Below are 25,940 nucleotides of genomic sequence, written 5' to 3' on the forward strand. Positions count from 1 at the left end.
GCCTGAACAGCAGCCGCCCTGTCGCGGGGTGCATACGGGAAAACCCGCAAAACCAGGAGACACATCATGCAGAAACGCCACTTCATCCGCGCGGCCGTCGCCCTCGCGCTGGCCAGCAACCTGGGGCACGCAGTGGCCCAGGACAAAACCTTCAAGATCGGCCTGATCCTGCCCATGACCGGGCCGTTTGCGTCCACCGGCAAGCAGCTCGAAGCCGCGGCCCGCCTGTACGTGGCGCAGAACGGTGACACGGTGGCGGGCAAAAAGGTGCAGCTCATCGTCAAGGACGACACCGGCGCGCCCGACGTGACCAAACGCATCGCGCAGGAGATGGTCATCAACGACAAGGTGCAGGTGCTGGCCGGCTTTGGCCTCACGCCGCTGGCCTTCGCCACCGCACCGGTGGCCACGCAGTCCAAGACGCCGCTGGTGGTGATGGCTGCGGCCACCTCCAGCATCACCGAAGCATCGCCCTACATCATTCGCACCAGCTTCACCGTGCCCCAGGTGGTGACCGTGCTGGCCGACTGGGCCACCAACAACAACATCAAGAAGGTGGTGAGCTTGGTGACCGACTACGCACCCGGCGTCGACTCCGAGAAGTACTTTTCCCAGCGCTTCCAAGCCAATGGCGGTGTGGTGGTCGAGTCCCTGCGGGTGCCGTTGCGCAGCCCGGACTTCGCGCCCTTCTTGCAGAAGGTGCGCGACGCCAATCCCGATGCCTTGTTCACCTTCGTGCCCTCGGGCGCTGGCTCGGCGCTGATGAAGCAGTTTGCCGAACGCGGGCTGGACAAGGCCGGCATCCGCATGATTGCCGAAGGCAGCGTGACGGACGACGACATCCTCAACGGCATGGGCGACGTGGCCTTGGGCGTGGTGACCGCACACCACTACTCGGCCGCGCACAATTCGGCGCTGAACAAGAAGTTTGTCGAAGCTTTCGGCAAGGCCAACAACGGCATGCGCCCCAACTTCATGGCCGTGGGCGCATACGACGGCATGCGCGTGATCTACGAAGGCGCCAAGAAGACCAAGGGCGAGGGTGGCGAGGCCCTGCTCAACGCCATGAAGGGCCAGGTGTTCGAGAGCCCGCGTGGCCCGATCTACATCGACGCGCAGACCCGCGACGTGGTGCACAACGTGTACGTGCGCAAGGTCGAGCGGATCAATGGCCAGATGTGGAACACGGAAATCCAGACCGTGACCGACGTCAAGGACCCGGGCAAGGCCAAGTAAGGCCCAGCACCCGGCCGCGTCCGATCCCGTTCCCCACCAGGCCTTGAAGGCGGGTGCCCCGTGCAACCGCCTGTGGGCCCACACGTCCCATGCTGACCATCCTCTTCGACGGCATCGCCTACGGCATGCTCCTGTTCATCCTGGCCGTGGGCCTGTCGGTGACCATGGGGCTGATGAACTTCATCAACCTGGCCCATGGCGCCTTCGCCATGCTCGGCGGCTACCTCACGGTGGCGCTCATGCAGCACATGGGCCTGCCCTTTCTGGCCTGCCTTCCCATCGCGTTCGGCGCTGCGGCGCTGGTGGGCGCGGTGCTCGAACGCACGCTCTACCGGCCCATGTACAAAAAGCCGCACCTGGACCAGGTGCTGTTCTCCATTGGCCTGACCTTCATGGCCGTTGCTGCCACCGACTACTTCATGGGCTCGCAGCAGCAGATCATCCAGCTGCCCGAATGGCTGCGCGGCCGCACCGAGTGGTTCGACGGCGCGCTGGGCATGGGGCACTACCGGCTGTTCATCATCGCCATCTGCGCCGCGCTCACGGTGGGTCTCCAGTTCATTCTCTCGCGCACGCGCTTTGGTAGCCGGCTGCGCGCCAGCGTGGACGACCCGCGCGTGGCCGCCAGCCTGGGCATCAATGTCAACCTGGTATTCGCCGCAACCTTCGCGGTGGGCTCGGGCCTCGCCGGCCTGGGCGGCGCGCTGGGCGCCGAGGTGCTGGGCCTGGACCCGAGCTTCCCGCTCAAGTTCCTGGTCTATTTCCTCATCGTCGTCGCCGTCGGTGGCACCTCGTCCATCACCGGCCCGCTGCTGGCGGCGCTGCTGCTGGGCATCGCTGATGTGGCGGGCAAGTACTACATCCCCAAGCTAGGGGGCTTCATCGTCTACACGCTCATGATCGCCATCCTCATTTGGCGCCCGCACGGCCTGTTCTCACGTTTGGGAGGTGGCAAATGAACACCGCACTCACCCACCTGGGCGCGCAAGCCCGCTGGCGTCCCTGGGAGCCCGTGCTCTGGCTGGCCGCGCTGGCCACACCCTGGCTGTTCAAGGAGCACGCGCTCATCATCAACGAGGTCGCCATCGTCGCGCTGTTCGCGGTGTCGCTGGACCTGATTCTGGGCTACACCGGCATCGTCTCGCTGGGGCACGCAGCCTTCCTGGGCTTTGGGGCCTACAGCGCCGCGCTGTTTGCCAAACACGTCATGCCCGACCCTCTGGTGGGCCTCTTGGTGGGCACAGTGGCGGGGGCGCTTCTGGGAGCGCTGTTTTCGCTCACCATCATGCGCGGCACCGACCTCACGCGCATCATGGTCACGCTCGGGCTGACGCTGATCCTGTTCGAGCTGGCCAACAAGCTCGATTGGCTCACCGGCGGCGCTGACGGCCTGCAGGGCGTGACCATCGGTCCGTTGCTCGGCCGCTTCGAATTCGACCTGTACGGCCAGGTGGCTGCTTGGTATTCGCTGGTGGTGCTGCTGTTGTTGTTCTTGCTGGCTCGCCGGCTGGTGCATTCTCCATTTGGTGCCACGCTCAAGGCCGTGCGCGACAACCGGCTGCGCGCCATGGCCATCGGCATCCCGGTGCTTTCGCGCCTGTCGGTTGTCTACACTCTGGCTGCCGGCATGGCGGGCGCGGCTGGCGCGTTGCTGGCCCAGACCACCGGCTTCGCTTCGCTCGACGTGTTCTCCATCGAACGCTCGGCCGACGTGGTGATGATGTTGGTGATTGGCGGCGTGGGCTGGCTCTACGGCGGTGTCGCTGGTGCGGTGGTGTTCAAGCTGCTGCACGACGTGGTGGCAGGCATCACCCCGCAGTATTGGAACTTCTGGGTCGGCCTGTTCCTGGTGGTGCTGGTGCTGGTGGGGCGTGAGCGCCTGCTCAAACCCTGGTCCTGGTTCTCCTCACGCAAGGGGGCAGCATGAACACCTCCACCACCCACACCGTGCTCAGGACCGAAGGCCTGGTCAAGCGCTTCGGCGGCATTGCCGCCACGCAGGACGTGAGCCTCAACGTGCACCACGGCGCGCGCCACGCGCTCATCGGCCCCAACGGCGCGGGCAAGACCACGCTGATCAATTTGCTTACAGGCGTGCTTGAACCTTCGGCCGGGCGCATCCTGCTCGATGGCAACGACATCACCACGCTCGCTCCGCACCAGCGCGTGCGCCGCGGCATGGTGCGCACTTTCCAGATCAACCAGCTGTTCAACAGCCTCACGCCACAGGAAACCCTGGCGATGGTGGTGGCGCAGCACCTCGGGCTGGGCGGGCGCTGGTGGCAGCCGCTGGGCCGCCAGCCGGCGGTGAACGAACGCTGCGACCGGCTGCTGGAGCAGTTCCACCTGGGCGACGTGCGCCATGTGCGCACCGAGCACCTGGCCTACGGCAAGCGCCGCCTGCTGGAGATCGCAATCGCACTGGCCTGTGAGCCGCGCGTGCTGCTGCTGGACGAGCCGGTGGCCGGCGTGCCCGCGGGCGAGCGCGAGGAACTGCTGCGCACCGTGGCCGCGCTGCCGGCCGATGTGTCGGTGCTGCTCATCGAGCACGACATGGACCTGGTGTTTGAATTCGCCCGCTTCATCACCGTGCTGGTCAACGGCGCGGTGCTGGTCGAGGGCACGCCCGAAGCGATCGCCAACGACCCGCAGGTCAAGGCGGTGTATCTCGGTCATGGGGAGGCCATCCATGGCTGACTTGCTGCAGATTGAAAACCTCAGCGCCGGCTACGGCGAGGCGGTGGTGCTCAACGGCGTGAACGCCGCGCTCGCCGAGGGCGAAACCCTGGCGCTGCTGGGCCGCAACGGCACCGGCAAGACCACCCTCATGAACACCCTGGCCGGCGCCACGCGCCAGCACGGCGGGCGCATCGTGCTGGGTGGCGTGGAGCTGCACCGCCTGCCCGCGCACGAGCGCGCGGCCGCCGGCATCGGCTGGGTGCCGCAGGAGCGCAACATCTTCAAGTCGCTCACGGTGCACGAAAACCTGACCGCGGTGGCGCGCCCGACGCGCACCGGCAGCGGCAACCGGCCCTGGACGCCCGAGCGCGTGTACGAATTGTTCCCGCGCCTGGCCGAACGCAAGACCAACCTGGGCACCCAGCTCTCGGGCGGCGAACAGCAGATGCTGGCCATTGGCCGCGCCCTGGTGCTCAACCCGCGTCTGCTGCTGCTGGACGAACCGCTCGAAGGCCTGGCGCCCATCATCGTGGAAGAGCTGCTGCGCGCCATCGCCCGCATCACCCGCGACGAAGGCCTCTCGGCCATCATCGTCGAGCAGCACCCGCAGGCCATCCTGCGCATCAGCCACCGCGCCATGGTGCTGGACCACGGCAGTGTGGTGCACAACGGCGCAGCCGATGCATTGGCGGCGCAACCTGCCTTGCTCGATGGGCTGCTGGGCGTGATGCGCAAGACTGGGGAAGCACATGCCGCGTGATCCTCTGCTGCTGGTGCCGGGGCTGATGTGTGATGCCGCCGTCTGGCAGCCCCTGTTGCCGTCCCTGCAGGCGGGGCGCGAATGCAGGGTGATTGACCACTGCCTGGCCGACAGCCTGACACAGATGGCCCGGCAACTTCTGGACGCCGCGCCAGAGCGCTTTGCGCTGGCCGGGCATTCGATGGGTGCCCGTGTTGCGCTGGAGGTGTTGCGTGTTGCGCCCGAACGCATCAGCCGCGTCGCGCTGCTCGACACCGGCTACCTGGCGCGCGCCGCTGGCGCCGCCGGCGAACAGGAGGCGCACAAGCGCCAAGCGCTGTTGGATGTGGCGCGCAGCCAAGGTGTGCGGGCCATGGCAGCACAGTGGGTGCAGGGTATGGTGCACCCCGAGCGCCTGCAGGACGCGGAGCTGCTCGATGCCATCGTGATGATGTTTGAACGCAAGAGCGTCGATGTGTTTGAGAGCCAGATTCGCGCTCTGCTACAGCGGCCTGACGCCAGCGACGTGCTGCGTGCCATCCGTGTGCCCACGCTGGTGCTGTGCGGTCGGCAGGACGGCTGGGCCCCGGTGTCGCAGCACGCTGCTATGCACGCCCTGATTCCCGGCGCGGCGTTTGAGGTGATCGAGGACGCCGGCCACATGGCTCCGATGGAGCGGCCCCAGGCCGTTGCCGGTGTGTTGCTGAGGTGGCTGGGGAACGCCTGAACATGAGCAACGCCGACTTCGCGGACATCCCCGGCACCGTCTTGTTCGACGCGCAGCAGGCGCGGCGTGGCTACGGACTCAACCAGTTCTGTATGTCGCTGATGAATGCCGACAATCGCAAGCGCTTCAAGGCCGACGAAGTGGCCTACCTGGCCGATTGGCCCATGAGCGACGAGCAGCGTCAGGCCGTGCTGGACCGCGACATGAACCGCTGTCTGGCGCTGGGCGGTAACGTCTACTTTTTGGTCAAAATCGCCGCCACTGACGGCATCAGCGTGCAGCAGATGGTGGGCCGCATGACGGGCATGGACGAGGCCGACTACCGCGACATGATGCTGCGCGGTGGTCGCCCGATCGAGGGCAACAGGTACCGGCACGAGTGGTTGCAACGGAGCGGCGGGTGAGATGGCCCACGTGAGTGCCACCGTCTACACCTCGCACGTGCCCGCCATCGGTGCCGCGCTGGACCACGGCCGCGCGGCCGAGCCCTATTGGGCGGCGGTGTTCGCCGGATACGAGGCATCGCGTGCCTGGCTGCGCGAGGACCCGCCCGATGCGATTGTGCTGGTCTTCAACGACCACGCCACCGCTTTCGGCCCCGACCTGGTGCCCACCTTTGCCATCGGCACCGGCGAGTCGTACGCACCCGCCGACGAAGGTTGGGGCGCGCGCCCGGTGCCGGTGGTGCAGGGCCATCCCGAGCTCGCGGCGCACATCGCGCAAAGCGTGATTCAGGATGATTTCGACCTCACGCTGGTCAACCGCATGGACGTGGACCACGGGCTGACCGTGCCTCTGTCGCTGCTGTTCGGCCAGCCGCCCGCGCACGACTTCCGCTGGCCCTGCCCGGTGATCCCGCTGGCGGTGAACGTGGTGCAGTACCCGGTGCCCAGCGGGCGGCGCTGCCTGGCGCTGGGGCGGGCCATCCGCAAGGCGATCGAGAGCTACGGCGAAGACCTGAACGTGCAGGTTTGGGGCACCGGTGGCATGAGCCACCAGCTGCAGGGCCCGCGCGCGGGGCTGATCAACCCGGTGTTCGACCACGCCTTCATGGACATGCTGACCACCGTGCCTGAAGCCGCCGCCGCCATCCCGCACGTGGACTACGTGCGGGAGGCCGGCAGCGAAGGCATCGAGTTGGTGATGTGGCTGGTCGCGCGCGGCGCCATGCCTGAACGCGCCGACGGCCGCGCACCCACCTGCGTGCACCGCTTCTACCACGTCCCCGCGTCCAACACCGCCCTGGGCCACCTCGTGCTCACTCCCTGAACCCCAGCCATGAACACCACACTCGACGCCCTGCTGGCCGAACAGGCCTGCCGCGACCTCGTGCTCGCCGCCGCCGACGCGGTGGACGGCCGCGACTTCCTCGCTTTTGCCGACCTGTTCGAGGTGCGGGGCGTGCTGGTGCGGCCCGACGGCACCGAACTGGTAGGGCGCCCTGCCATCGTCGCGGCCTACGCCGCGCGTGACCCTGAGCGCCTTACGCGCCACCTGGTCAGCAATCTGCGTGTGCGGTTGGACTTGGCTCTCGGAACCGCGCTTGCCACCTGCACCGTGCTGCTGTGGAGTGGACGGCACAGCGATGCTGCCACGCAGCGCGGGCGCCCAGCCGACCCGCAGCAGCAGGTCGGTGAGTTTCGCGACTTGCTGGTGAAGACGTCTGAGGGCTGGCGCATTCGGCGCCGCGAGGCCGGTTTCACCTTGTTCCGTAGTTGACCGGTTGGCCTTGAGCGTCCCGCCGCCGCCAAGTTGGCAAGAAGCGCCATTCATGCGGGGTCACGGGTTTGGGTACTGGGATACAGCCGCCCCGGGGCGGCCGGTACAATCCGAAGCCGTTTGATCCCGCCCTGAGCGGGCAGCGCTTGCGCATTCTGCCTGGCGCGCTACAAGGAAACCCCATGAGTCTCAAGTGCGGCATCGTTGGTTTGCCCAACGTCGGCAAATCCACCCTGTTCAACGCCCTGACCAAGGCCGGCATCGCGGCCGAGAACTACCCCTTCTGCACCATCGAGCCCAACACCGGCGTGGTGGAGGTGCCCGATCCGCGTCTGGCGCAGCTGTCCGAAATTGTCGGCCCCGAGCGCGTGGTGCCGGCCATCGTGGAGTTTGTGGACATCGCCGGCCTGGTGGCCGGTGCCAGCAACGGCGAAGGCCTGGGCAACAAGTTCCTGGCCCACATCCGCGAAACCGACGCCATCGTCAACGTGGTGCGCTGCTTCGAAGACCCCAACGTGATCCACGTGGCCAACAAGGTGGATCCGATCGCCGATATCGAAGTCATCCAGACCGAGCTGTGCCTGGCCGACCTGGCCGCCGTGGAAAAAGCCATCCACCGCGTCAGCAAGGTGGCCCGCGCCGGTGACAAGGAAGCCGTCAAACAGCTGGCCATTCTGGAAAAGTGCCAGACCGCGCTCAACGACACCCAGCCGGTGCGCACCATTGACTTTGGCAAGGAAGAACTGGCCCAGCTCAAGCAGTTTTTCCTGATCACCGCCAAGCCAGCGATGTTTGTGGCGAACGTGTCGGAAGACGGTTTCGAGAACAACCCGTTGTTGGACCGCTTGAAGGCTTTTGCTGAGAAGCAGAACGCGCCCGTGGTGGCCATCTGCGCCAAGATCGAGGCCGAACTCTCCGAGATGGACGACGCCGACCGCCTCGAATTCCTGAAGGAACTGGGCCAGGACGAACCTGGCCTGAACCGCCTGATCCGCGCCGCCTACACCCTGCTGGGCCTGCAGACCTACTTCACCGCCGGTGTGAAGGAGGTCCGCGCCTGGACCATCCACGTCGGCGACACCGGCCCACAGGCAGCCGGCGTGATCCACACCGACTTCGAGAAGGGCTACATCCGCGCCCAGACCATCTCGTTCGACGACTTCATCACTTACAAGGGTGAGCAGGGCGCCAAGGACGCGGGCAAGATGCGCGCCGAAGGCAAGGAGTACGTCGTCAAGGACGGCGACGTGATGAACTTCCTGTTCAGCTCCTGAACAGTCAACGCCGCTGGATGAAGCCACCCTCAGTGTGGCATTGTTTTTCTACGTGTCTTGCCCGAAGCCTTCCTTTATGTCATACTTAGTGTGATATAAAAATGGGAGAGGCGCAGCGACGTGCGGGTATTCAAGAACGCGTGGTTCGACCGATTTGCCCGCAAGCAAGGGATATTGGACAAGGCGCTTTGGGAGGCGGTTGAGCACGCCGAACGCGGCCTGATCGATGCGGACTTGGGTGCTTGTGTCATCAAGCAGCGCGTAGCGCGGCCCGGGCACGGCAAGTCAGGCGGGTTCCGTACCATCATCTTGTTCCGCGCAGCAGAGCGTGCATTTTTCGTCTATGGGTTTGCCAAGAGCGATCGCAGCAACATTGGCAGCGACGAGATGGCCTTGTTCAGGAAGGCGGCAGGCCACGTGCTCGGGCTGTCGGATGGGCAGTTGGCCGAGCTGATCGGTAGAGGGCAATTTTCAGAGGTGCACGACCATGGTGAAAAAATACCGCAGTGATGCTTTTGCGGCCATCCATGAAACGATGGAGGCCTTGCATGAGGTCGGTGCCATTGGCAAGCAGACCATGCGCGAGTTCGATGAAAGCTGCCTGACACCGGCGCTGCCCATGCCACCCGATCGCATCCGTGCGCTGCGCGAGCGGGAGCATTTGTCGCAACCCGTTTTTGCTCTGTATCTCAACGTGAGCAAAAACCTGATTTCCGACTGGGAGCGTGGCGTGAAGCAGCCTGGCGGACCGGCACTGCGCCTGTTGACGGTGGTGGAAAAAAACGGCATTCAGGCGATCACCTGATGGGATCGGACCAGTTCGCAGTGAACTGGCCTTACCCCAATCCCAGCAAGCGCACCGCGTTGCCCTTGAGGATGCCCGGCATCACCTCGGGTTTGAAGCCCGCCACCTCGAAGTCCTTCATCCAGCGCTCGGGCGTGATGAGTGGGTAGTCGCTGCCGAACAGGATGCGGTCTTTCAGCAGCGTGTTGGCGTACTGCACCAACTGCTTCGGGAAATACTTGGGGCTCCAGCCCGACAGGTCGATCCACACGTTGGGTTTATGGGTGGCCACACTCAGGGCCTCGTCCTGCCATGGAAAGCTCGGGTGGGCCATGACGATCTGCATGTCGGGGAAGTCGATCGCCACGTCGTCCAGGTGCATGGGGTTGCTGTACTCCAGCCGCAGGCCGCCTCCGCAGCGCATGCCACTGCCGATGCCGCTGTGCCCGGTATGGAAAATGGCAGGCAGCTTGTGGGCGTTGATGACCTCGTAGATCGGCCAGGCCATCTTGTCGTAGGGGTGGTAGCCCTGCACCGTGGGGTGGAACTTGAAGCCCCTGACGCCTTCTTCCTTGATCAGCCGCTCGGCCTCGCGCGCGCCCATCTTGCCCTTGTGCGGGTCGATGCTGGCGAAGGCCATCATCATGTCGCTGTTCTCGCGCGCGGCCTGGGCAATCTCCTCGTTGGGGATGCGTCGGCGGCCCAGCTTGGACTCGCTGTCCACCGTGAACATCACCAGCCCGATCTTGCGCTCGCGGTAGTAGGCAATGGTTTCTGCGATGGTGGGCCGGCGGTTGCTGCCGAAATACTTGTCCGCCGCGCGGTCGTATTCCTCGCCGTAGTTGTCGAAGGGGTTCCAGCAACTCACCTCGGCGTGGGTGTGGATGTCGATGGCGATCAGGTTCTGGTGGTCCATGCGCGTCTCCGGCGGGGGTGATTTGGTTATTTACTATAACCAAACCACCGACAACAACTCGCCGTGGCCGATGCCTGTTGTCGGCCATTCGGCCGCCGACCGAATGGGCCTCGCGCCTTGCGCCTTCAGGAACATCACCGCCTTCGCCACACCCGCGTGCGTGACCCACAGGGCCTCGCCGTCCTGGCCCACCTGGGCGACGAGGTCCGCCAGCGCGGCGGCCACACGGTCAATCACCTGCTGGGTGCTCTCCGCGCCACCAAATCGGTGGTGGGCGAAGTCGGCGGTCCAGGCGTCCACCGCAGTGCGTGGGAGGTGGGCCCAGGTGTGCCCTTCCCAGCAGCCAAAGTCCATTTCGTTGAGGTGCGGGTCGCGGCGGGGCGCGCCCAGGTCGGGGCGCAGCGTGTGCAGGTCGTGCGCCAACTGTTGCGCCCGCTGCAGTCCCGACACCCACACCGGCAGGCCGGCGGGCAACACGGCTGCAGCGGCCTGTGCGGCGGCGTGTGTGGCCTCGGGGTCAGCGGGCAGGTCGCTGGCGCCGTAGCACAGGCCGGGTGCAGCCAACACGCGGGCATGGCGCAGCAGCCACAGCTTCATGCCGCCAAACCCAGTGCCAGGCCCAAGTAGAAGCCTGCCTCGCTCACCTGCTGGGCGGTGCCCAGCCCGTCACCGGTGAAGCCGCCTAGGCGGCGGTGCAGCAGCCGGTGCACCCACGCCATGCCCAGCATGGCCCCGAGCATGGCCAGCCACCAGGGCGCCTGCGGCAAGCGTGCGTACAGCACCGCGAGTGCGGGCCACCACCACAGGCTGGCGCGCAGCAGGGCCCAGCCACCCAGGGCATCGGCCAGCGGTTTGGACTTGGAGCGTGAGGTGTCCCCCACATGTGGCAAGCGGTACACGGTCCACAGCGGCAGCAGGCGGGAGAGCACGTGGGCACCGAACAGCGCCGCGCCGGCCAGCGCCACGCTGTGCTGGGCGATCAGCGCCAGCAGGCCCAGTTTGGTGGCGCCGGCCAGCACCAGGGCCAGCGCACCGTAGCTGCCGATGCGCGAGTCCTTCATGATGTCCAGCGCGCGCTCGCGGTCCAGGCTGCCGCCCAGGCCATCGGCCAGGTCGGCCAGGCCGTCTTCGTGGAAGGCCCCCGTCAGCAGCACGCTGAACACCGTGCTCAGTGCCGCTGCCACCCAAGGTGCTGCGGGCAGCGGCGGCAAAGTCCAGCACAACCCCCAAAACACCGCGCTGCTGAGCATGCCCACCACCCAGCCCACCCCGGGAAAGTGCACCGCGCTGGCCCGCAGCATGGCCGGGCTGTAGCCCACCCAGGCCGCCAGCCGCCCCGTCACCGGGATGCGGGTGAAGAACTGCAGGGCGAGCAGGAAATGACGCACCGCTTGTGTCACGTGGGCTGCACCTCGGTGGCCGCGCGCGCCACGCCAGCCGCCTCGAAACTGGCCATCTCGCGCAGGATGGCACAGGCCGACACCAGCAGCGGCCAGGCCAGGGCCGCGCCCGAACCTTCGCCCAGGCGCAGGCCCAGGTCCAGCAGCGGTTCGGCGCGCAGCAGGGCCAGCATGAGGGCATGGCCGGGCTCGCCGGAGCGGTGGGCGAAGACGCAGTGGTCCAGCACCGTGGTATCCAGCCGGCTGGCCACCAGCACGGCGGCGCTGGCGATGAAACCATCGACGACGATGACGCGGTGTTCCTGTGTGGCCTGCAACACGGCGCCCACCAGGGTGGCGAGCTCGAAACCACCGAAGGCGGCCAGCGCCTGCAGCGGCGCGGTGGCGGTGGCGTGGCGCGCCAGCACTTGGCGCAGCACGGCGATCTTGCGTTGCACGCCGGGCGCGTCCAGCCCGGTGCCGGCGCCTGTCACGTCCGTGATGTCCAGCCCGCCCAGGCGGGCCAGCAGCAGCGACGCGGCCGAGGTGTTGCCTATGCCCATTTCGCCCAAGAGCAGCGCGTTACCCGGCAGGCCTTGCACCACGGCGCGGCCATTGGCCAGGGCGGTTTGGCACTGCGCGTCGGTCATGGCGGGGCCGTCCAGCGCGTCGGCGGTGCCCGGCGCGATCTTGCGCACGAGCAGACCGGGGCGGGGCGCGAAATCGTGTCGCACGCCGCAGTCCACCACGGTGAGGGCAATGCCGTGCTGGCGCGCGAGCACGCTCACCGCCGCGCCACCGGCCAGGAAGTTTTCCACCATCTGCCAGGTGACGTCGCTGGGGTAGGCCGAGACGCCACGCGCGGCCAGGCCGTGGTCGCCCGCGCACACCAGCATCTGTGGCGCGCGCAGTTCGGGCATGGTGCTTTGAAGGATGAGCCCCAGGCGCAGCGCCAGAGATTCGAGGCGGCCGAGCGAGCCCACGGGTTTGGTTTTGTTGTCCAGGCAGGCCTGGAGTTGTTGGGCGAGGTTCATGGGTGTTGCAGCAGGGCTTGATGAAGTGCCGCTTGCGCGGCGGGGGGCTGGACGCTGAGCCGCCAGTGGGCGGCCAGGCCCATGTTGTCGGTGGGCCGCAGCTTGATGCCCTGGCGGCGCAGCGCGTCACCGTCCAGGGCCTGAGGCGGCTGGGCGCAGAAGTAGGGTGTGTCGCTGGGCAGGCAGGTCCAGCCCAGGCTTTGCAGCATGGCGATCTGCTCCCCCTTCCACACACGGAGTTGCGCGCGGCTGTTGTGCAGCCAGCGCTGGGTGTCGGTGCGTGTCCAGGCCGTCAGCTGGGCCACGGCGTGCGCGCCGAGTGGCCAGGATGCGGCCATGTCCATCAGTTCTGCCGCTTGCGCCGTGGCCCCCGCGGGCGCGATGGCGTAGGCGCCGCGCACGCCCGTCAGCCCCAGTGCCTTGTTGGGCGACCACAGCTGCCAGGCGTCGTCGCAGCATGCGGCGGATGGCGGCGACTCGCTCAGGCGCAGGGGTTCGTAGGCGCGATCGAGCGCGAGCACACGGGCCTGGCGCAGGTCGGCCCAGGGCGTGGGTTCTGCCACACCACGCGGGCTGCTGGGCGTACAGCACCAGGCCAGATCGGCTTGCGTCGGTGTCGCTACGCGTGTCAATCGCCACTGCGCGGCCGCATGGGCGTAGTCGCCGTAGGCCTCGGTTGGCAACCACACCGTGCGGCCACCACCACGCGCCACCCAGGCCGTCAGGCGGGCAATGAGTTCGCTGCTGCTGCTGCCCGGCACGATGCGCGCTTCGGCCACACCGTGGAACTGGGCCAGCGCCGTGCGCAGTTCGGTGTACGCCGGGTCGGGGTAGCGCGTGGCGTCGGCCGCCTGCACCGCCGCCAGCGCGGTGGGGCAGGGGCCACAGGCATTGCTGTTGGTGGAGAAGTCCCAACGTGGCACGCCGGCCGCGTCGGGGCCACCGTGGTGGCGGTTCATTGCAAGCCTTCCCACACCAGGCACAGCAGGGCGCCCGCGCACACCGTTTGCACGGCGCGTGTGGCACGGAGGATGGCCGGTTCTGTGTCGGCGGCCCCAGGCGCGCGGCCCTCAGCGTTCAAGGTGTACACGCCAGGTTTGCCCAGGCGCACGCCCAGACTGAGTGCCATGGCGGCCATGGGCCAGCCGCTGTTGGGCGATGGCGTGAGGCGGGCTTCGCGTGGCAGGTGCCACCACATGCGCCACGGCCGCCACAGCACGAGCAGCAACGCGGTCAGGCGGGCTGGCACCCACGACAACACATCATCGGCCCGCGCCGCCCATTTGCCGGCCCAGGTCCAGTCGCGGCCCTGGCGTTCCTCCCGGTAGCCCCACATCGCGTCGGCGGTGTTGGCGAAGCGGTACAACGCCGCGCCCGGCAGGCCGCCAATCACAAACCAGAAGAGTGGCGCCACCACCGAGTCGTTGAGGTTTTCGGCCAGCGATTCGATGGCGCTTTCGCGCACCTCGGCGTCGGTCAGTGCTGTCACGTCGCGGCTCACCAACCAGGCCAGGCGTGCGCGACCAGCGTCCAGCGATTGAGCCAGCGCGGTTTCCACGGCCCACACCTCCTCGTGCAGCAGGCGCCAGGCCAGCAAGGGCTTGAGCAGCAGGCCCAGCAGCAGGGATTGCCACAGGGGCGGCGCCTCACGCACCAGCATCACAACACCCGCTGCAAGCACCACCACCAGCGTGGCACCGAGCGCCCAGGCCAGCGCGCCCAGCAGGAACACCCGCCAGGGCCGGTGGGTTTGGCCTGTTGTGGGCGCAACACGCGCGCCTGTGCAGCCCAGGTAACGGCCCATGGCCACCACCGGGTGCCAGTGCGCGGGCGGTTCGCCGAACAGGCGGTCCACCGCCAGTGCAACGAGGATGGCCAGGGCGGTGACCGCCATCAGTCCTCAATGCCACGTTGCGCCGGAATGCCCGCCTTGAAGGCGTGTTTGACCAGCGTCATCTCGGTCACGGTGTCGGCCAGTTCGATGATTTCGGGCGGGCAGCGGCGGCCGGTGATGACCACATGCACATGGCGCGGGCGCTGGCGCAGGGTGTCGAGCACGTCGTCCAGCGGCAGCCAGCCATAGATGAGTGGGTAGGTCAGTTCGTCGAGTGTGACCATGAAGCACTCGCCGCTGAGAATGGCTTCGCGCGCCTTGAGCCAGCCGTCGCGCGCCAGTTGGGCGGAGTGCTCCAGGTCCTGGCTTTTCCAGCTGAAGCCGTCGCCCAACCCTTCGATGCGCAAGCCCAACTGTTCGAACATGCGGTGCTCGCCAAAACGGGCAGAAGGAACCTTCATAAACTGGAAAATGCGCACCTGCTTGTGGTGCACATGGGTGCGGCCAAAGGCGCGCAGTGCGAGACCGAAAGCGGCCGTGCTTTTGCCCTTGCCGTCGCCGGTGTGGACGATGACCAGGCCACGGCGTTCGCCCTCGGGTTTGTCGTAGCGTTTTTCGGTGGGCGGTGATTCGAGTTGCATGGTGTCTCCGGTCAGCGTGGCAGTGCCACCCATTGGTGGTTCAGGGGGTGGATGGCGATGCGGTGGTCAAAAACGGTTTCGAGGCAGCGGTGCGCGACCAGATCGTGAGCCGGGCCGACGTAATCGATGTGGCCCTGGCGCATCACCACCAGCTCGTCGGCCATCAGGGCCAGGGTGATCTCATGCAATACGCTGACCACGGTGTGGCCTTCGGCCACCAGCGCGCGCACCAGGGCAATCCAGTCGGCCTGGTGGGGCGGGTCGAGGTTGGCCAATGGTTCGTCCATCAGCATCACCGGAGCCTGCACCGCCAGCAGGCGCGCCAGCAAAACACGCTGGCGCTCACCGCCCGACAGTTCGCCCAGCGCACGGGTGCGCCAGTCCCAGGCCTGGGACTGGCGCAGCGCGGTTTCCACGGCGGCGTGGTCGGCGGCGCTGGGCGGCGCCAGCCAGGCCTGGTGGGGCAGGCGGCCGAGCAGGGCCACGTCATAGACCGTGAGGTCGTCGGCGCTGGTTTCACCGGCGCCACTCTGGGCCAGCCAGGCCAGGCGGCGGGCGCGCTCGCGTGCGCCCAGGCCGGCCATCGGCTCGCCCAGCAATGCCACCTGGCCCTGATGAGGGACGACTTGTGCGAGCGCCTTGAGAAGGGTGGACTTGCCGGCGCCATTGGGCCCGACGATCGCGGTCCAGGCGCCGGCGCGCAGCGTGAGGTTGAGGCCGGACAGCACCTGGCGGCGCGAGGGGCCGCTGCCTAGCGAGACGCTCAGCTCCGTGGCTCGAAGGGCGGGCGGGGTGAGCATCAGATCAGCCGGCACGGCGGTGCATGAGCCACAGCAGGTAGCTTCCGCCCAGAATGGAGGTCACCACGCCCACGGGCAGTTCTTGTGGTGCCAGCGCACCACGCGCCAACAGGTCGGCGGCCATGAGCAGCACCGCACCCATGAGCGTAGCCAACGGCAACAGCCAGGCGTGGGTGGTTTTGACGGCCCCGCGCACCAGGTGTGGCGCGGCCAGACCAACGAAGGCGATCAGGCCAGCCTGGGCCACGGCGGTGCCGGTGGCCAGGGCCATGATGGCCACGAGCGCAACGCGCAGCGGCAGCAGTGGCAGCCCCAGGCTCTGGGCGGTGGCCTCGCCCAACGCCAGTCCGTCGAGCACCCGCGACAGGCCCCAGGCCACCACAACACAGGGCGCGGCCACGCCGGCCATCAACGCACACGCGGGCCAGCCCAGGTAGCCGGTGGAGCCCAGCAAAAAGGCCTGCATGGCCTGCAACACCTCGGGCACGGCCAGCGTGATGAGCGAGGTGAGTGCGCCCAACACCACGCCCACCACCACACCGGCCAGCAGCAGGCGCAGGGTGTGGGTCACGCCACGCGCCAGGGCGAGCGTGAGCGCCACAGCGGCCATGGCACCCAAAAATGCGGCACCCGTTAGGCCCAGGCGCAGCAGCCACGGCGCAGCCACGGATGTGGTGCCCAACAGGGCCAGGCACAAGGCCACGCCCAGCGAGGCGCCCGAGGCGCTGCCCATCAAAAAGGGGTCGGCCAGGGGGTTGCGGAACAGGCCCTGCGCGATGGCGCCCGCCAGGCCCAGCAGCGCGCCGGTGAGGCACGCGCCCAGCGTGCGCGGGGCGCGTATCTCCCACACGATGGCGGTGGCCGTGGGGTCGGCCATCAGCGCGCGCAGGCTTTGCAGCCCGGTGCTGCCCACGCCCAGGCCCAGCAGCGCCAGCAACACAGCGCACAGCAGCAAGACCACGGCCAGCCCGATCGGGTGCTGGCGGGCTGGTCGCGGCAGGCGCACATCCAGTGCAGCGGTGCTCATGGCGCTTTCTCCTGTAGGCATTGCGCCATCAGCCGCGCGGCTTCGGCCATGCGGGGGCCGGGGCGCACCAGCACGTCCGACGCCTCGTTGGGAAAGATGCACAGGCGCCGCTCTCGCACCGCACGCACGGTGTGCCAGCCGGGGCGCGCGGTCAGGCCCTCGGCGTTGCGGGCGCCCACCATGATGAGGTCGGGGTTGGCCCGCACCACAAACTCGGGATTGAGTTTGGGAAAGGGCCCCAGCGCGGCCGGCACGATGTTGGCCACGCCCAGGCGCGTGAGGGTTTCGCCGATGAAGGACGAGGTGCCGGCCGCATAGGGTGCGCGGTTGACTTCGAAATACACCCGCGTGCGCCGCGCCTGCGGTGGCAGCGATTGCGCCGCCGCCGACACCGCCGCATCGATGTGGCGCCACACGGTCTGCGCGGCGGCGGCGTCCAGGCCAGCCACGGCGGCCACCTTGCCCAACACGCGCTGCACGTCGGCATGGGTTTTGGGCTCCAGCGCCACCACCTTGAGGCCCAGGCTTTCCAGCCGGGCGATGGCGCGCGACGAATGGGCCAGCAGCACCACGTCGGGTTTGAGCGCGACGATGGCCTCGATGTTCGGGTCCAGCCCGCCGCCCACGCGGGGCAGCGTCGCGATCTGGGCGGGCCAGTTGGAATAGCGGTCCACTGCCACCAGTTTGTGGCACTGGCCCAGTTCGCACAGGCTTTCGGTCAACGAGGGCAGCAGAGAGACGATGCGTTGTGGCGGGGTGTTCCAGCGCACGACCACACCCCGGTCGTCGGTGACCTCCAAAGCCTGTGCTGCCAGGTTCAGGCAAACGAGCACACAGGCCACCAGCAGGCGTTTCATGGCGCGCCTTTCAAGGTCAAAGGCAGTCCGGCGGCCATGAGCGTGACGCGTTCGCACTGTGCGGCCACGGCCTGGTTCAACTGGCCCAGCGCATCCACAAAGGCGCGCACCTCGCGGCCCATTGGAATCACACCGAGTCCGATCTCGTTGCCGACCAGCACCACCGGCCCCGAGGCACAGGCAATGGCCTGGCACAGCCGGTTCACCTCGTCTTGTGTGGCTTCGGGCGTGTGGGGCGCTTGGCCGGGCGGCGGCATCAGGTGGTGGGTCAGCCACAAGGTGAGGCAGTCCACCAACACCATGCGGTGTGGCAAGCTCGATGCCAGCAGCTTGTCGCCCAAGGCGTGGGCATGTTCAACGGTGCGCAGGCCAGGCACACGTTGGGCGCGGTCACGCTGATGGCGGGCGATGCGTTCGCGCATCTCGTTGTCCCAGGGCCTGGCGGTCGCAATCAGCACCGCTTCGTGGTGGGGGTCGCCCTGCAGCCAGGCATGCGCCCGTTCTTCGGCGCGGCGCGATTTGCCACTTTTCTGTCCACCCAGAATGAGTTCGCTGCGGGCAAAGGGGCTGTTCACAACGGTGCCTCCATGAACAAGCTGGCGGTGGCCTCAGGTGCGGAGGCAAACCAGGCGTGGAAGTAGCTCGCGCGCACGCTGCCCCGTTGGTAGACCGCCTCGCCGGGTTTCGTGACGCCACCGCGCACCGCTTCGGTGTGGGCCACGGGCGCCAAAGGTGTGTCGCACCGCGAGTAGTGGAAGGTGTGGCCGCGCAGCGTGCCGGCTGGCAGGGTGAGCTGCTGCGGGCCCAGCGCCGCCAGCCGCTTTTGCATGCTCACCTGGCCGGGCAGCAGGCCCCACTGCGGGTGGGTTTGGCCGTCGACCTGGAGCAGCAGTTCGAACAGCACCATCATGCCGCCGCACTCGGCCCACACCGGCTTGTGGGCCGCCACGTGGGCCAGCAGGCTGGCGCGGCACAGGGCGGCGTGCTGCAGGGTCTGGGCGTGTAGCTCGGGGTAGCCGCCGGGCAGCCACACGGCGTCGCAGGCGGGCAGGGGCTCGTTGGCCAGGGGCGAGAAAAACACCACCTGGGCGCCCAGGGCGCGCAGCGTGTCCAGGTTGGCGGGGTAGATGAAACAAAAGGCGGCGTCGCGGGCCACGGCGATGGTGCGGCCGGCCAGCAGCGGGGGTGTGGGCGTGTGCGCCGGAGGGGCCTCGAAGGGCACTGCCCAGCGTGCCAGCGCGGCGGTGTCCATCTGGCCGAGTGGGGTGGCGGCCAGGGCGTCGGCAGCGGCATCCAGGCGGGCCATCGCGTCCGGCAGTTCGCTGGCCACGGTCAGGCCCAGGTGGCGTTCGGGCAGGGTGAAGGCGGCGTCGCGCGGCACGGCGCCCAGCCAACCACTGTCGTCGGTGGGCAGGGCCGCTTCCAGCATCTGTGCGTGGCCCGCGCTGGCCACCCGGTTGGCCAGCACGCCGGCCCAGGGCAGGCCGGCGCGGTAATGCCGCAGGCCGTGCGCCAGTGCGCCGAAGGTGCCGGCCATGGCCGAGGCGTCGATCACCGCCAGCACGGGCAGGCCAAAGCGTTGGGCCAGGCCGGCCGCGCTGGGCGTGCCGTCGAACAGGCCCATCACACCTTCGATGACGAGCAGGTCGGCGTCAGCGGCGGCGGCGTGCAGGCGGGCGCGGCAGCCGGCCTCGCCGGTCATCCAGAGGTCCAGGTTGTCCACCGGGTGGCCGCTGGCGAGCGTGAGCCAGTGTGGGTCCAGAAAGTCGGGCCCACACTTGAAGGCGCGCACGCGGCGCCCAGCGCGCGTGTGCAGGCGTGCCAGGGCGGCGGCCACGGTGGTTTTGCCCTGGCCCGAGGCGGGCGCGGCCACCAGCACGGCCGGGCAGGAGACCGGCGCGGTGCTCATTGCGGCGCCCACTTGAGACCCAGGTAGACCGTGCGGCCGGCGGTGGCGTAGCCACGCGCCGTTTCAAAGGCCTTGTCGCCCAGGTTGTCCACACGGGCGATCAGGCGCCAGTCGCGGCCCAGTGGTTTGGTGGCGCTCAAGTTGAACAAGCCGTAGCCGCCCAGGCGCTGGGTGTTGGTGGCGTTGTTGTAGCGGTGGGCCACCAGTTGCACCTCGGCACCGAGTTGCCAGTCGGCCAGCCGCTGGTCCAGGCCCAGGGTGGCCTGGCGGCGGGCGCGGCGGGCGAGCTGTTTGCCGGTGTCGAGGTCGCGCGGGTCCAGCAGGTCCAGCGAGGCGCGCAGCACGGTGTTGCCCAGGCGCTGGTCGCCGCTGAAGGTGACGCCCTGGTACTGAGCACGCGCGGTGTTGGCGTAGCAGCCGGGTAGCCTGCCCGTGCCGTTGACGCAGCTGCCGGGGCCGCTCACGTAGGTGATGAGGTTGTCCACCCGGTTGCGGTAGGCCACCACGGTGAAGTGGCGCGTGGGCGTGTCGTGCTTCAGGCCGAACTCGATGTTGCGGCCGGACTCGGCCTTCAGGTCGGGCGTGCCGTAGATGCTGAAGCGCTGGTACAGCGTGGGCACACGGAAGGCCGTTCCGGCCGAGGCGCTGGCGCGCCACTGGGGCGACAGCTCGTAGGCGTAGGCCGCGCTGCCGGTGGTTTTGCCGCCGAACTCGCTGTCCTGGTCGTGGCGCAGGTTGAGCTGCAGGCTGTGCCCATCCCAGCGGCGGCCGTGGCCGATGGCGAGCGCGTCCTGCGAACGGCGGGTGCGAGTGGGGGTGGTGCTCGCGTTGTCCAGCTCATCCTCGCGCCGCTCAAGGTCCACCGACCACTGTTGTCCGCCGGCCTGCCAGCTGTTGTGCAGCAGGTAGCTGGTGATGTGGGTGTCGGTCACGTAGGGCGTAGGTCGGGTCTCGTAGCGGTCGCGGCTGCGGCTCACGCTCAGGCGGCTGTTGTGGCTGGGGCTCCATTGCGCCAGCCATTGCAGGCCCAGGGTGTTCAGCCGGTGCAAGGCATGGTCGTCCCGGCCCGGGGTGGACGCGTCGTATTGCGTGTCCTGCCGGGTGTGCAGCGTGGTGGCTTCCAGCCGGTGTTCGCGGTGGAGCTGCCAGCCCAGACGCGCACTGAGGGCCTCATGCTCATACCCGTCGCGGTCGGGGTTGCCACTGGGCTGCACGTTGAAGCCCTGGCTGCTGTCGCGGCTGAGCGAAAGTGCGTAGTCGAAGGCACCTTCCCGACCACTGAGGCCCGCCTCCACCTGGCGCGTGCCATGGCTGCCCACCCCCACGCCCACGCTCGGGTTGAAGCCGGCTTCGCCCCGGTGGGTGAAGATCTGGATGACACCACCGAGGGCGTCGGAGCCGTAGACCGCGGCGGCCGGACCGCGGACGATCTCGATGCGATCGATCTGCGCCAGCGGGATGGCGTTCCAGGTGGCGCCGCCGGTGGATTGCGAGTCCACCCGCACGCCGTCCACCAGCACGGTGGTGAAGCGGCTTTCGGCCCCGCGCACGAACACGCTGGTGGTGGCGCCAGGGCCACCGTTGCGGGCGATGGTGATGCCGGGCTGGCGGGCCAGCACGTCGGCAATGCCGGTGGCGCCGCTGCGTTCCAACGCCTCGCGGTCAATCAGGGTGACGTCGGCCACCACGTCGGTCAGCGGCTGCACAACGCGGGTGGCGGTGACCAGGGTTTCGGACAGGGATGCGACGACCTCGACAGAGGTTTGGGCGTGGCACAACGGCGAGGCACAGGCGGCCAAGGCCCACGCGGCACGGTGCGCGCGGAGAGAGCGGGTTTTCATGAACAAGAACAAGCCAGGATGTCCGCACCGCCTTCCCCGACGGTGAATGGACCTTACGGTGCCGCGCTTGCGATGCAGGCGTGACACCCCCTTGTTGGCCGGTATCCGGGCTGGCGGAGCAACATCCGTCGCCTTCCCAGCCGCCTTGCGGGCGGCCAGTGGCAGTGAGGGATGCGGGGGTGAGGATCACCCCGTCCGCTTACCGTTGCGGGGGCAGCGCTGGTTAGGAGTGGCCTGTGTGACAGGCCGGTTCCCCCCAGCTTCCCGTTGAACTGCGGCCCAAGAGGCGGGCCGCGAGCACCAACGAGCGCATTGTAAACACAGCCTCAGCGGTGGCCGCCGTTGGCTACACCACCTTGGCCTTCAGGCCTGCTCCACCCGGTTGCGCCCCGCGTGTTTGGCGCGGTACAGCGCCTCGTCGGCGCGGTGCAGGGTGGCGTCGATGTCGGCGTCGGCCGGTTGCCACGCGGTCACGCCCATGGACACCGTGAAGTGGATCTGCTGCCCGTCAGCTAGCGTGACGGCCGTGTGGCCCAGCGTGTCGCGCAGGCGTTCGGCCACCGCCAGCGCCTGGTCCAGCGCGGTGGCGGGCATCAGCACGGCAAACTCCTCGCCGCCCAGCCGCGCGGGCACATCGGTTTCGCGCAGTGCATCGCCCAGGCTGTGGCTGAGCTTGCGCAAGACCACGTCACCACCCGCGTGGCCGTGGGTGTCGTTGATCCTCTTGAAGTGGTCGATGTCCATCAACACCAGCGACAAAGGCGTGTGGTGGCGACGGCTGTGGGCGATGGCGCGGGCGGCCTGTTCGTAAAAATCGCGCCGGTTGCTCAGCGAAGTCAACACGTCGGTGCGCGCCAGCCGCTCCAGTTGGGCCTCCATCATCTTCTGATCGGTGTTGTCGAAGACGGTGGACCGGGTGGACACCAGTTGCCCTTGGGCGTCCTTGATGGCCGTGGCACTGACCAGCACCGGCATGGGCGTGCCGCTGCCACGGACCATGTCCAGCTCCAGGTCCTTGATGCTGCCATCGCGCACGAACTGCGGGAAACGCTCTCGGAAAATGGCCTGGCTCTCTGGTGTGAGGAAATCGCTGAAAGGCCGGCCCAGGGCTTGTTCGCGGCTCAGGCCCAACCAACCGAGTTCGGTCTGGTTCATGCGCAGCACGCGGCCTTGGTGGTCCAGCGAGTGGTAGCCACAGGGCGCGCGGTCGTAGAGGTCTTGCACCTCGTCGCGTTGCAGCGCCACGGTGCTGAGATCGCTGCGCGCGGCCGATTCGGCCTGTTTGGCTTGCCAGAACCCTTGCAGAATGTCCCACAGCTCCTGCACGCGTATGGACTGGCCTGCCGGCAAGCTCAGTTCGTCGCGGCCAAACACCCGCACCACCGTGTCCATCTGGCGTGTCAGGTAGCCCGCGAAGGCCCGGGTGGCCACCACAGACAGGGAAATCCACAACAGCGCGACCAGCGCAATGCGCGAGAGCATGTCGGTGACGGGGGCGTTCAGCACCGATGTGGGCACGCCCACGCCCAGATACCAGTCGACGCCAAAAACGGGCAAGACGTGGTTGATGGTCTTGACGCCGTCCAGCGTGGTGCCTTCAAACGGCTGCGGCAGCTTGCCCGTCACGGCCGCTGTGAATTCGCCGTTGACCGGCTGCCCCACGTAGCGCTCGGCGGCGCGGCTGCGTGCCACCACCGTGCCGTTGCGGTCGGCGATACCGGCCACCCACTGAGCAGGGAGTCGGCGCTCGTCGATCATGTCGCTGATGGACTCGCTCGTCAGGATCATGCGCAGCGCGTGTGTGGCCACCTCGCCGCGCACGATGGGCACCGTCACGGCCACTACTTTTTCGGCAGGCCCGAGCGGTGACGCGAACGGGCCGGAAACGTTGGGGCTTTGCGTGAGCAGTGCTTCGGTGACCCGTTCCGGCGCGTTGAGCGAGCGCACGGGCGCGCCCAGCGGCAGCGAGGTCAGGAACAGCAGCCGCCCCTGGTTGTCTGCCAGCGTGATGGCACGGAAATCTGGGTTGTGGGCAACAAGCCGCCGCGCGTGCGCGTAGAGCGATGGCACGTCCAGCGCCATGGCCGCGTTCGATTCCGCCACCCCCTGCAGCGTGCCCACTGCGGTTTTGATGCGTTCGCCCACCGATTGCGCCAACACCTCGGTGCGGGTTTTCAGGCGCTCTTGAAGCACCCGTTGCTGGTCGTTTTTGTACGACCACAACACCGACGCGGCCAGCACCAGCAAAGGCAGCGTGCTCAAGCCGGCCAACAACAACAGCCAGGTGCGCAGCGTCAGGCGGACGGTGTTCACGCCCACAACCCTTCGGCGCCCTTATTCGCCCAAGCCTGCGAAGACGTTTTGCACATCTTCGTTGGCGTCCAGCGCCGCCAGGAAACTTTCCACCTCGTCCAGTTGCGCAGGCGTGAGGCTGGCGGCGCTGACCGGGTTCTTGGGCCGGTAGCCCAGCTTGGACGACAGCAACTTGAAGCCATGGGCGGGCAGGGCGCGGCCCACCAGATCGAGGTCGGTGGGCGCGGTGATGAACAGGGTCGCACCGTCCTCATCGGCGGGCTCGAAGTCCTGCGCGCCGGCCTCGATCGCGGCCAGTTCGGGGTCGGCGCCGGGCGTGGCCGGTTCGGCTTCGATCAGGCCCACGTGGTCAAAATCCCAGGCGACAGAACCCGAGGTGCCCAGTTGGCCCTTGCGGAACAGCACCCGCATCTCGGAGGCGGCGCGGTTCACGTTGTCGGTCTGGCATTCCACCATCACCGGCACGCGGTGCGGGGCAAACCCTTCGTAGATCACATGCTCGAAATGCACGACTTCACCGCTGAGGCCCGCGCCTTTCTTGATCGCGCGGTCCAGCGTGTCTTTGGGCATGGACGCCTTGCGGGCCTGCTCCACCGCCAGGCGCAGGCGCGCGTTGGCGTTGGGGTCGGCGCCATCGCGCGCCGCGATCATGATGTCCTTGACCAGTTTGCCGAACAAGCGCCCCTTGGCGTTGGCCGCCAGGTCCTTGTGTTTCGCTTTCCATTGCGCGCCCATGCTGCGTACCTTTGTGTGTGGATGTCGATGTGGTGAATGGGTGGGTCTTCAGTCTTCGAGCAGGCGAGCCTTGACGTTTTTGCCCTTGATGCGGCTGAGCCGGTTCGCCACCTGCTCGGCGATGGCGCGGTCCACCGCGATGTAGGTGGACCACTCGTTGACGTTGATTTTGCCCACCTGTTCGCGGGTGTAGCCCAGGTCGGCGGTGAGTGCGCCCAGCACGTCGCCGGGGCGGATTTTTTCCTTGCGCCCACCCTGGATGTGCAGGGTGACCATGGGCGCCAGCAGCGGCCCGCTGCCCGTGGGCTTGAGCTCATCCAGCGGGTGCCACACCGACTCTTGCTTCTGCAGTTGTTCAATGCGGCCCACCGAACCCATCTCATCAAGGCTTGCCAGGTTGAGCGCCAGGCCACTTTCGCCCGCACGCCCGGTGCGGCCAATGCGGTGGATGTGCACCTCGGGGTCGGGCGTCACGTCCACGTTGATGACGGCGGCGAGGCTCGCAATGTCCAGCCCACGCGCGGCCACGTCGGTGGCCACCAGCACCGAGCAGCTGCGGTTGGCAAAACGCACCAGCACCTGGTCGCGGTCGCGCTGCTCCAGGTCGCCGTGCAAGGCCAGCGCGCTGATGCCTTGCGCGTGCAGCACGTCCACCAGGTCGCGGCACTGGACCTTGGTGTTGCAAAAGGCCAGGGTGCTGGCCGGGCGGAAGTGCATCAGCAATTGGCCGACGGCGTGCAGGCGGTCTTTGTCCTTCACCTCGTACCAGCGCTGCTCGATCTGGCCACCGCTGTGCTGGGCTTCCACCGTCACGGTCAGCGGTTCGCGCATGAACTGCGCGGCCAGCTTGGCGATGCCTTCGGGGTAGGTGGCCGAGAACAGCAGGGTCTGGCGTTCCTTGGGGCACTGCCGGGCCACTTTCACAATGTCGTCGAAGAAACCCATGTCCAACATGCGGTCGGCTTCGTCCAGCACCAGGGTGTTCATGGCGTCGAGTTGCAGGCTCTGGCGTTCCAGGTGGTCCATCACCCGCCCGGGTGTGCCCACCACGATGTGGGCGCCGTGCTCCAGCGTGGCCAGCTGGCCGCGCAGCGGCACGCCACCACACAGGGTGACGACCTTGATGTTGTCGTCGGCACGCGCCAGGCGGCGGACCTCCAGGGTCACTTGGTCGGCCAACTCACGCGTGGGGCACAACACCAGGCTCTGCACCGCAAATCGGCGGGGATTGAGGTTGGCCAGCAGGGTGAGCGCAAAGGCAGCGGTTTTGCCGCTGCCGGTTTTGGCTTGCGCGATGATGTCCTTGCCCAGCAGGGCGGCCGGCAGGCTGGCCGCCTGGATGGGCGTCATCTGCTGGTAACCCAGGGTCACCAGGTTGGCCAGGGTGGCCGGTGACAGGGGCAGGGAGGCGAAATCGGTCGGGGAGGAAACGGTCATCCCCAATTATCGACGGGCCAGAGCGCCGCGTCCCCGTATGACCGCAGGACACCGCCGGG

At 67.8% G+C, this 25,940-nt stretch carries 28 protein-coding genes and 1 riboswitch; of the genes, 12 read left to right on the forward strand and 16 right to left on the reverse strand.

Features of this window, described 5'->3' with window-relative positions; all coding sequences use genetic code 11:
* Positions 1 to 66: 66 nt before the first annotated feature.
* The 12 genes from ACFQPB_RS13320 to ACFQPB_RS13375 all read left to right on the forward strand — a co-directional run bounded on the left by ACFQPB_RS13320 (position 67) and on the right by ACFQPB_RS13375 (position 9,179).
* Positions 67 to 1,236: an ABC transporter substrate-binding protein gene (locus tag ACFQPB_RS13320; RefSeq protein ID WP_382201791.1), complete on the forward strand. Its 1,170-nt coding sequence runs from the start codon at positions 67 to 69 to the stop codon at positions 1,234 to 1,236.
* A gap of 89 nt (positions 1,237 to 1,325) precedes the next feature.
* Entirely contained in the window at positions 1,326 to 2,195 is an 870-nt protein-coding gene (locus ACFQPB_RS13325) for a branched-chain amino acid ABC transporter permease (RefSeq protein WP_382224053.1), read from the forward strand.
* Complete coding sequence (locus tag ACFQPB_RS13330; protein ID WP_382201787.1) at positions 2,192 to 3,163, forward strand: branched-chain amino acid ABC transporter permease; 972 nt, start codon at positions 2,192 to 2,194, stop codon at positions 3,161 to 3,163. The genes ACFQPB_RS13325 and ACFQPB_RS13330 overlap by 4 nt, the downstream gene beginning before the upstream one ends.
* Positions 3,160 to 3,933 (forward strand): ABC transporter ATP-binding protein, encoded by a 774-nt coding sequence (locus ACFQPB_RS13335; RefSeq protein WP_382201785.1) that lies wholly within the window; start codon positions 3,160 to 3,162, stop codon positions 3,931 to 3,933. Before ACFQPB_RS13330 ends, ACFQPB_RS13335 begins: the two co-directional genes overlap by 4 nt.
* A complete protein-coding gene (locus tag ACFQPB_RS13340; protein ID WP_382224056.1) occupies positions 3,926 to 4,675 on the forward strand; it encodes an ABC transporter ATP-binding protein in 750 nt (249 codons plus the stop codon). The genes ACFQPB_RS13335 and ACFQPB_RS13340 overlap by 8 nt, the downstream gene beginning before the upstream one ends.
* On the forward strand, positions 4,665 to 5,381 hold the full coding sequence (locus ACFQPB_RS13345; RefSeq protein WP_382224059.1) for an alpha/beta fold hydrolase: 717 nt from the start codon (positions 4,665 to 4,667) through the stop codon (positions 5,379 to 5,381). Before ACFQPB_RS13340 ends, ACFQPB_RS13345 begins: the two co-directional genes overlap by 11 nt.
* 2 nt (positions 5,382 to 5,383) lie before the next feature.
* A complete protein-coding gene (ligA, locus tag ACFQPB_RS13350) occupies positions 5,384 to 5,785 on the forward strand; it encodes a protocatechuate 4,5-dioxygenase subunit alpha (protein ID WP_382201781.1) in 402 nt (133 codons plus the stop codon).
* 1 nt (position 5,786) lies between these two features.
* Positions 5,787 to 6,650, forward strand: a complete 864-nt coding sequence (locus ACFQPB_RS13355; protein WP_382224061.1) for a class III extradiol dioxygenase subunit beta — start codon at positions 5,787 to 5,789, stop codon at positions 6,648 to 6,650.
* Between the two features lie 9 nt (positions 6,651 to 6,659).
* Positions 6,660 to 7,100 carry a nuclear transport factor 2 family protein gene (locus tag ACFQPB_RS13360; protein ID WP_382224063.1) on the forward strand — a complete coding sequence of 147 codons (441 nt, stop codon included), beginning with the start codon at positions 6,660 to 6,662 and terminating at the stop codon, positions 7,098 to 7,100.
* Between the two features lie 182 nt (positions 7,101 to 7,282).
* On the forward strand, positions 7,283 to 8,374 hold the full coding sequence (gene ychF, locus ACFQPB_RS13365; RefSeq protein ID WP_382224066.1) for a redox-regulated ATPase YchF: 1,092 nt from the start codon (positions 7,283 to 7,285) through the stop codon (positions 8,372 to 8,374).
* Positions 8,375 to 8,494: 120 nt separating this feature from the next.
* A complete protein-coding gene (locus tag ACFQPB_RS13370; RefSeq protein ID WP_382224069.1) occupies positions 8,495 to 8,884 on the forward strand; it encodes a type II toxin-antitoxin system RelE/ParE family toxin in 390 nt (129 codons plus the stop codon).
* Positions 8,862 to 9,179 carry a helix-turn-helix domain-containing protein gene (locus tag ACFQPB_RS13375; RefSeq protein WP_382224072.1) on the forward strand — a complete coding sequence of 106 codons (318 nt, stop codon included), beginning with the start codon at positions 8,862 to 8,864 and terminating at the stop codon, positions 9,177 to 9,179. The genes ACFQPB_RS13370 and ACFQPB_RS13375 overlap by 23 nt, the downstream gene beginning before the upstream one ends.
* A gap of 31 nt (positions 9,180 to 9,210) precedes the next feature.
* Here the strand turns inward: ACFQPB_RS13375 and ACFQPB_RS13380 are convergent, their stop codons facing one another.
* The 16 genes from ACFQPB_RS13380 to dbpA all read right to left on the reverse strand — a co-directional run bounded on the left by ACFQPB_RS13380 (position 9,211) and on the right by dbpA (position 25,881).
* Positions 9,211 to 10,074, reverse strand: coding sequence for an amidohydrolase family protein (locus tag ACFQPB_RS13380; RefSeq protein ID WP_382224074.1), 864 nt, complete (start codon positions 10,072 to 10,074; stop codon positions 9,211 to 9,213).
* A gap of 33 nt (positions 10,075 to 10,107) precedes the next feature.
* Positions 10,108 to 10,671 (reverse strand): histidine phosphatase family protein, encoded by a 564-nt coding sequence (locus ACFQPB_RS13385; protein WP_382224077.1) that lies wholly within the window; start codon positions 10,669 to 10,671, stop codon positions 10,108 to 10,110.
* Positions 10,668 to 11,474 carry an adenosylcobinamide-GDP ribazoletransferase gene (locus tag ACFQPB_RS13390; protein WP_382224080.1) on the reverse strand — a complete coding sequence of 269 codons (807 nt, stop codon included), beginning with the start codon at positions 11,472 to 11,474 and terminating at the stop codon, positions 10,668 to 10,670. The genes ACFQPB_RS13385 and ACFQPB_RS13390 overlap by 4 nt, the downstream gene beginning before the upstream one ends.
* Positions 11,471 to 12,487, reverse strand: coding sequence for a nicotinate-nucleotide--dimethylbenzimidazole phosphoribosyltransferase (gene cobT, locus ACFQPB_RS13395; RefSeq protein ID WP_382224083.1), 1,017 nt, complete (start codon positions 12,485 to 12,487; stop codon positions 11,471 to 11,473). The genes ACFQPB_RS13390 and cobT overlap by 4 nt, the downstream gene beginning before the upstream one ends.
* The gene (locus ACFQPB_RS13400) at positions 12,484 to 13,446 is read right to left on the reverse strand and encodes an aminotransferase class I/II-fold pyridoxal phosphate-dependent enzyme (RefSeq protein WP_382224085.1); all 963 of its coding nucleotides are present in this window, start codon (positions 13,444 to 13,446) and stop codon (positions 12,484 to 12,486) included. The genes cobT and ACFQPB_RS13400 overlap by 4 nt, the downstream gene beginning before the upstream one ends.
* Positions 13,443 to 14,381 (reverse strand): adenosylcobinamide-phosphate synthase CbiB, encoded by a 939-nt coding sequence (gene cbiB, locus ACFQPB_RS13405; protein WP_382224087.1) that lies wholly within the window; start codon positions 14,379 to 14,381, stop codon positions 13,443 to 13,445. Before cbiB ends, ACFQPB_RS13400 begins: the two co-directional genes overlap by 4 nt.
* A complete protein-coding gene (gene cobO / locus ACFQPB_RS13410; protein ID WP_382203965.1) occupies positions 14,381 to 14,962 on the reverse strand; it encodes a cob(I)yrinic acid a,c-diamide adenosyltransferase in 582 nt (193 codons plus the stop codon). Before cobO ends, cbiB begins: the two co-directional genes overlap by 1 nt.
* An 11-nt stretch (positions 14,963 to 14,973) precedes the next feature.
* On the reverse strand, positions 14,974 to 15,762 hold the full coding sequence (locus ACFQPB_RS13415) for an ABC transporter ATP-binding protein (protein ID WP_382224090.1): 789 nt from the start codon (positions 15,760 to 15,762) through the stop codon (positions 14,974 to 14,976).
* A gap of 4 nt (positions 15,763 to 15,766) precedes the next feature.
* Positions 15,767 to 16,789: a FecCD family ABC transporter permease gene (locus tag ACFQPB_RS13420; protein WP_382224092.1), complete on the reverse strand. Its 1,023-nt coding sequence runs from the start codon at positions 16,787 to 16,789 to the stop codon at positions 15,767 to 15,769.
* Positions 16,786 to 17,646 carry an ABC transporter substrate-binding protein gene (locus ACFQPB_RS13425; RefSeq protein ID WP_382224095.1) on the reverse strand — a complete coding sequence of 287 codons (861 nt, stop codon included), beginning with the start codon at positions 17,644 to 17,646 and terminating at the stop codon, positions 16,786 to 16,788. The genes ACFQPB_RS13420 and ACFQPB_RS13425 overlap by 4 nt, the downstream gene beginning before the upstream one ends.
* Complete coding sequence (locus ACFQPB_RS13430; protein ID WP_382224098.1) at positions 17,643 to 18,221, reverse strand: bifunctional adenosylcobinamide kinase/adenosylcobinamide-phosphate guanylyltransferase; 579 nt, start codon at positions 18,219 to 18,221, stop codon at positions 17,643 to 17,645. The genes ACFQPB_RS13425 and ACFQPB_RS13430 overlap by 4 nt, the downstream gene beginning before the upstream one ends.
* A complete protein-coding gene (locus tag ACFQPB_RS13435) occupies positions 18,218 to 19,555 on the reverse strand; it encodes a cobyrinate a,c-diamide synthase (RefSeq protein WP_382224101.1) in 1,338 nt (445 codons plus the stop codon). The genes ACFQPB_RS13430 and ACFQPB_RS13435 overlap by 4 nt, the downstream gene beginning before the upstream one ends.
* Positions 19,552 to 21,396: a TonB-dependent receptor domain-containing protein gene (locus ACFQPB_RS13440; protein WP_382224104.1), complete on the reverse strand. Its 1,845-nt coding sequence runs from the start codon at positions 21,394 to 21,396 to the stop codon at positions 19,552 to 19,554. Before ACFQPB_RS13440 ends, ACFQPB_RS13435 begins: the two co-directional genes overlap by 4 nt.
* 79 nt (positions 21,397 to 21,475) lie before the next feature.
* Positions 21,476 to 21,716: riboswitch (cobalamin riboswitch) on the reverse strand.
* Positions 21,717 to 21,759: 43 nt separating this feature from the next.
* Entirely contained in the window at positions 21,760 to 23,709 is a 1,950-nt protein-coding gene (locus tag ACFQPB_RS13445; protein WP_382224107.1) for a sensor domain-containing diguanylate cyclase, read from the reverse strand.
* A 21-nt stretch (positions 23,710 to 23,730) separates the two neighbouring features.
* The gene (locus ACFQPB_RS13450) at positions 23,731 to 24,444 is read right to left on the reverse strand and encodes a YebC/PmpR family DNA-binding transcriptional regulator (RefSeq protein ID WP_382224110.1); all 714 of its coding nucleotides are present in this window, start codon (positions 24,442 to 24,444) and stop codon (positions 23,731 to 23,733) included.
* 48 nt (positions 24,445 to 24,492) lie between these two features.
* Positions 24,493 to 25,881, reverse strand: coding sequence for an ATP-dependent RNA helicase DbpA (gene dbpA, locus ACFQPB_RS13455; RefSeq protein ID WP_382224113.1), 1,389 nt, complete (start codon positions 25,879 to 25,881; stop codon positions 24,493 to 24,495).
* Positions 25,882 to 25,940 lie beyond the last annotated feature (59 nt).

The sequence above is a fragment of the Hydrogenophaga atypica genome (assembly GCF_042665215.1).
Taxonomy (GTDB): domain Bacteria; phylum Pseudomonadota; class Gammaproteobacteria; order Burkholderiales; family Burkholderiaceae_C; genus Hydrogenophaga; species Hydrogenophaga defluvii_A.

Coding starts and splice junctions, on each gene's coding strand:
- ACFQPB_RS13355 (WP_382224061.1), top strand. CDS start 5,787: ATGGCCCACGTGAGTGCCACCGTCTACACCTCGCACGTGCCCGCCATC.
- ACFQPB_RS13375 (WP_382224072.1), top strand. CDS start 8,862: ATGGTGAAAAAATACCGCAGTGATGCTTTTGCGGCCATCCATGAAACG.
- ACFQPB_RS13425 (WP_382224095.1), bottom strand. CDS start 17,646: ATGAAACGCCTGCTGGTGGCCTGTGTGCTCGTTTGCCTGAACCTGGCA.
- cobO (WP_382203965.1), bottom strand. CDS start 14,962: ATGCAACTCGAATCACCGCCCACCGAAAAACGCTACGACAAACCCGAG.
- ACFQPB_RS13385 (WP_382224077.1), bottom strand. CDS start 10,671: ATGAAGCTGTGGCTGCTGCGCCATGCCCGCGTGTTGGCTGCACCCGGC.
- ACFQPB_RS13345 (WP_382224059.1), top strand. CDS start 4,665: ATGCCGCGTGATCCTCTGCTGCTGGTGCCGGGGCTGATGTGTGATGCC.
- ligA (WP_382201781.1), top strand. CDS start 5,384: ATGAGCAACGCCGACTTCGCGGACATCCCCGGCACCGTCTTGTTCGAC.
- ACFQPB_RS13440 (WP_382224104.1), bottom strand. CDS start 21,396: ATGAAAACCCGCTCTCTCCGCGCGCACCGTGCCGCGTGGGCCTTGGCC.
- ACFQPB_RS13420 (WP_382224092.1), bottom strand. CDS start 16,789: ATGAGCACCGCTGCACTGGATGTGCGCCTGCCGCGACCAGCCCGCCAG.
- ACFQPB_RS13400 (WP_382224085.1), bottom strand. CDS start 13,446: ATGAACCGCCACCACGGTGGCCCCGACGCGGCCGGCGTGCCACGTTGG.
- cbiB (WP_382224087.1), bottom strand. CDS start 14,381: ATGGCGGTCACCGCCCTGGCCATCCTCGTTGCACTGGCGGTGGACCGC.
- ACFQPB_RS13330 (WP_382201787.1), top strand. CDS start 2,192: ATGAACACCGCACTCACCCACCTGGGCGCGCAAGCCCGCTGGCGTCCC.
- ACFQPB_RS13320 (WP_382201791.1), top strand. CDS start 67: ATGCAGAAACGCCACTTCATCCGCGCGGCCGTCGCCCTCGCGCTGGCC.
- ACFQPB_RS13435 (WP_382224101.1), bottom strand. CDS start 19,555: ATGAGCACCGCGCCGGTCTCCTGCCCGGCCGTGCTGGTGGCCGCGCCC.
- cobT (WP_382224083.1), bottom strand. CDS start 12,487: ATGAACCTCGCCCAACAACTCCAGGCCTGCCTGGACAACAAAACCAAA.
- ACFQPB_RS13340 (WP_382224056.1), top strand. CDS start 3,926: ATGGCTGACTTGCTGCAGATTGAAAACCTCAGCGCCGGCTACGGCGAG.
- dbpA (WP_382224113.1), bottom strand. CDS start 25,881: ATGACCGTTTCCTCCCCGACCGATTTCGCCTCCCTGCCCCTGTCACCG.
- ACFQPB_RS13380 (WP_382224074.1), bottom strand. CDS start 10,074: ATGGACCACCAGAACCTGATCGCCATCGACATCCACACCCACGCCGAG.
- ACFQPB_RS13335 (WP_382201785.1), top strand. CDS start 3,160: ATGAACACCTCCACCACCCACACCGTGCTCAGGACCGAAGGCCTGGTC.
- ACFQPB_RS13360 (WP_382224063.1), top strand. CDS start 6,660: ATGAACACCACACTCGACGCCCTGCTGGCCGAACAGGCCTGCCGCGAC.
- ychF (WP_382224066.1), top strand. CDS start 7,283: ATGAGTCTCAAGTGCGGCATCGTTGGTTTGCCCAACGTCGGCAAATCC.
- ACFQPB_RS13450 (WP_382224110.1), bottom strand. CDS start 24,444: ATGGGCGCGCAATGGAAAGCGAAACACAAGGACCTGGCGGCCAACGCC.
- ACFQPB_RS13415 (WP_382224090.1), bottom strand. CDS start 15,762: ATGCTCACCCCGCCCGCCCTTCGAGCCACGGAGCTGAGCGTCTCGCTA.
- ACFQPB_RS13325 (WP_382224053.1), top strand. CDS start 1,326: ATGCTGACCATCCTCTTCGACGGCATCGCCTACGGCATGCTCCTGTTC.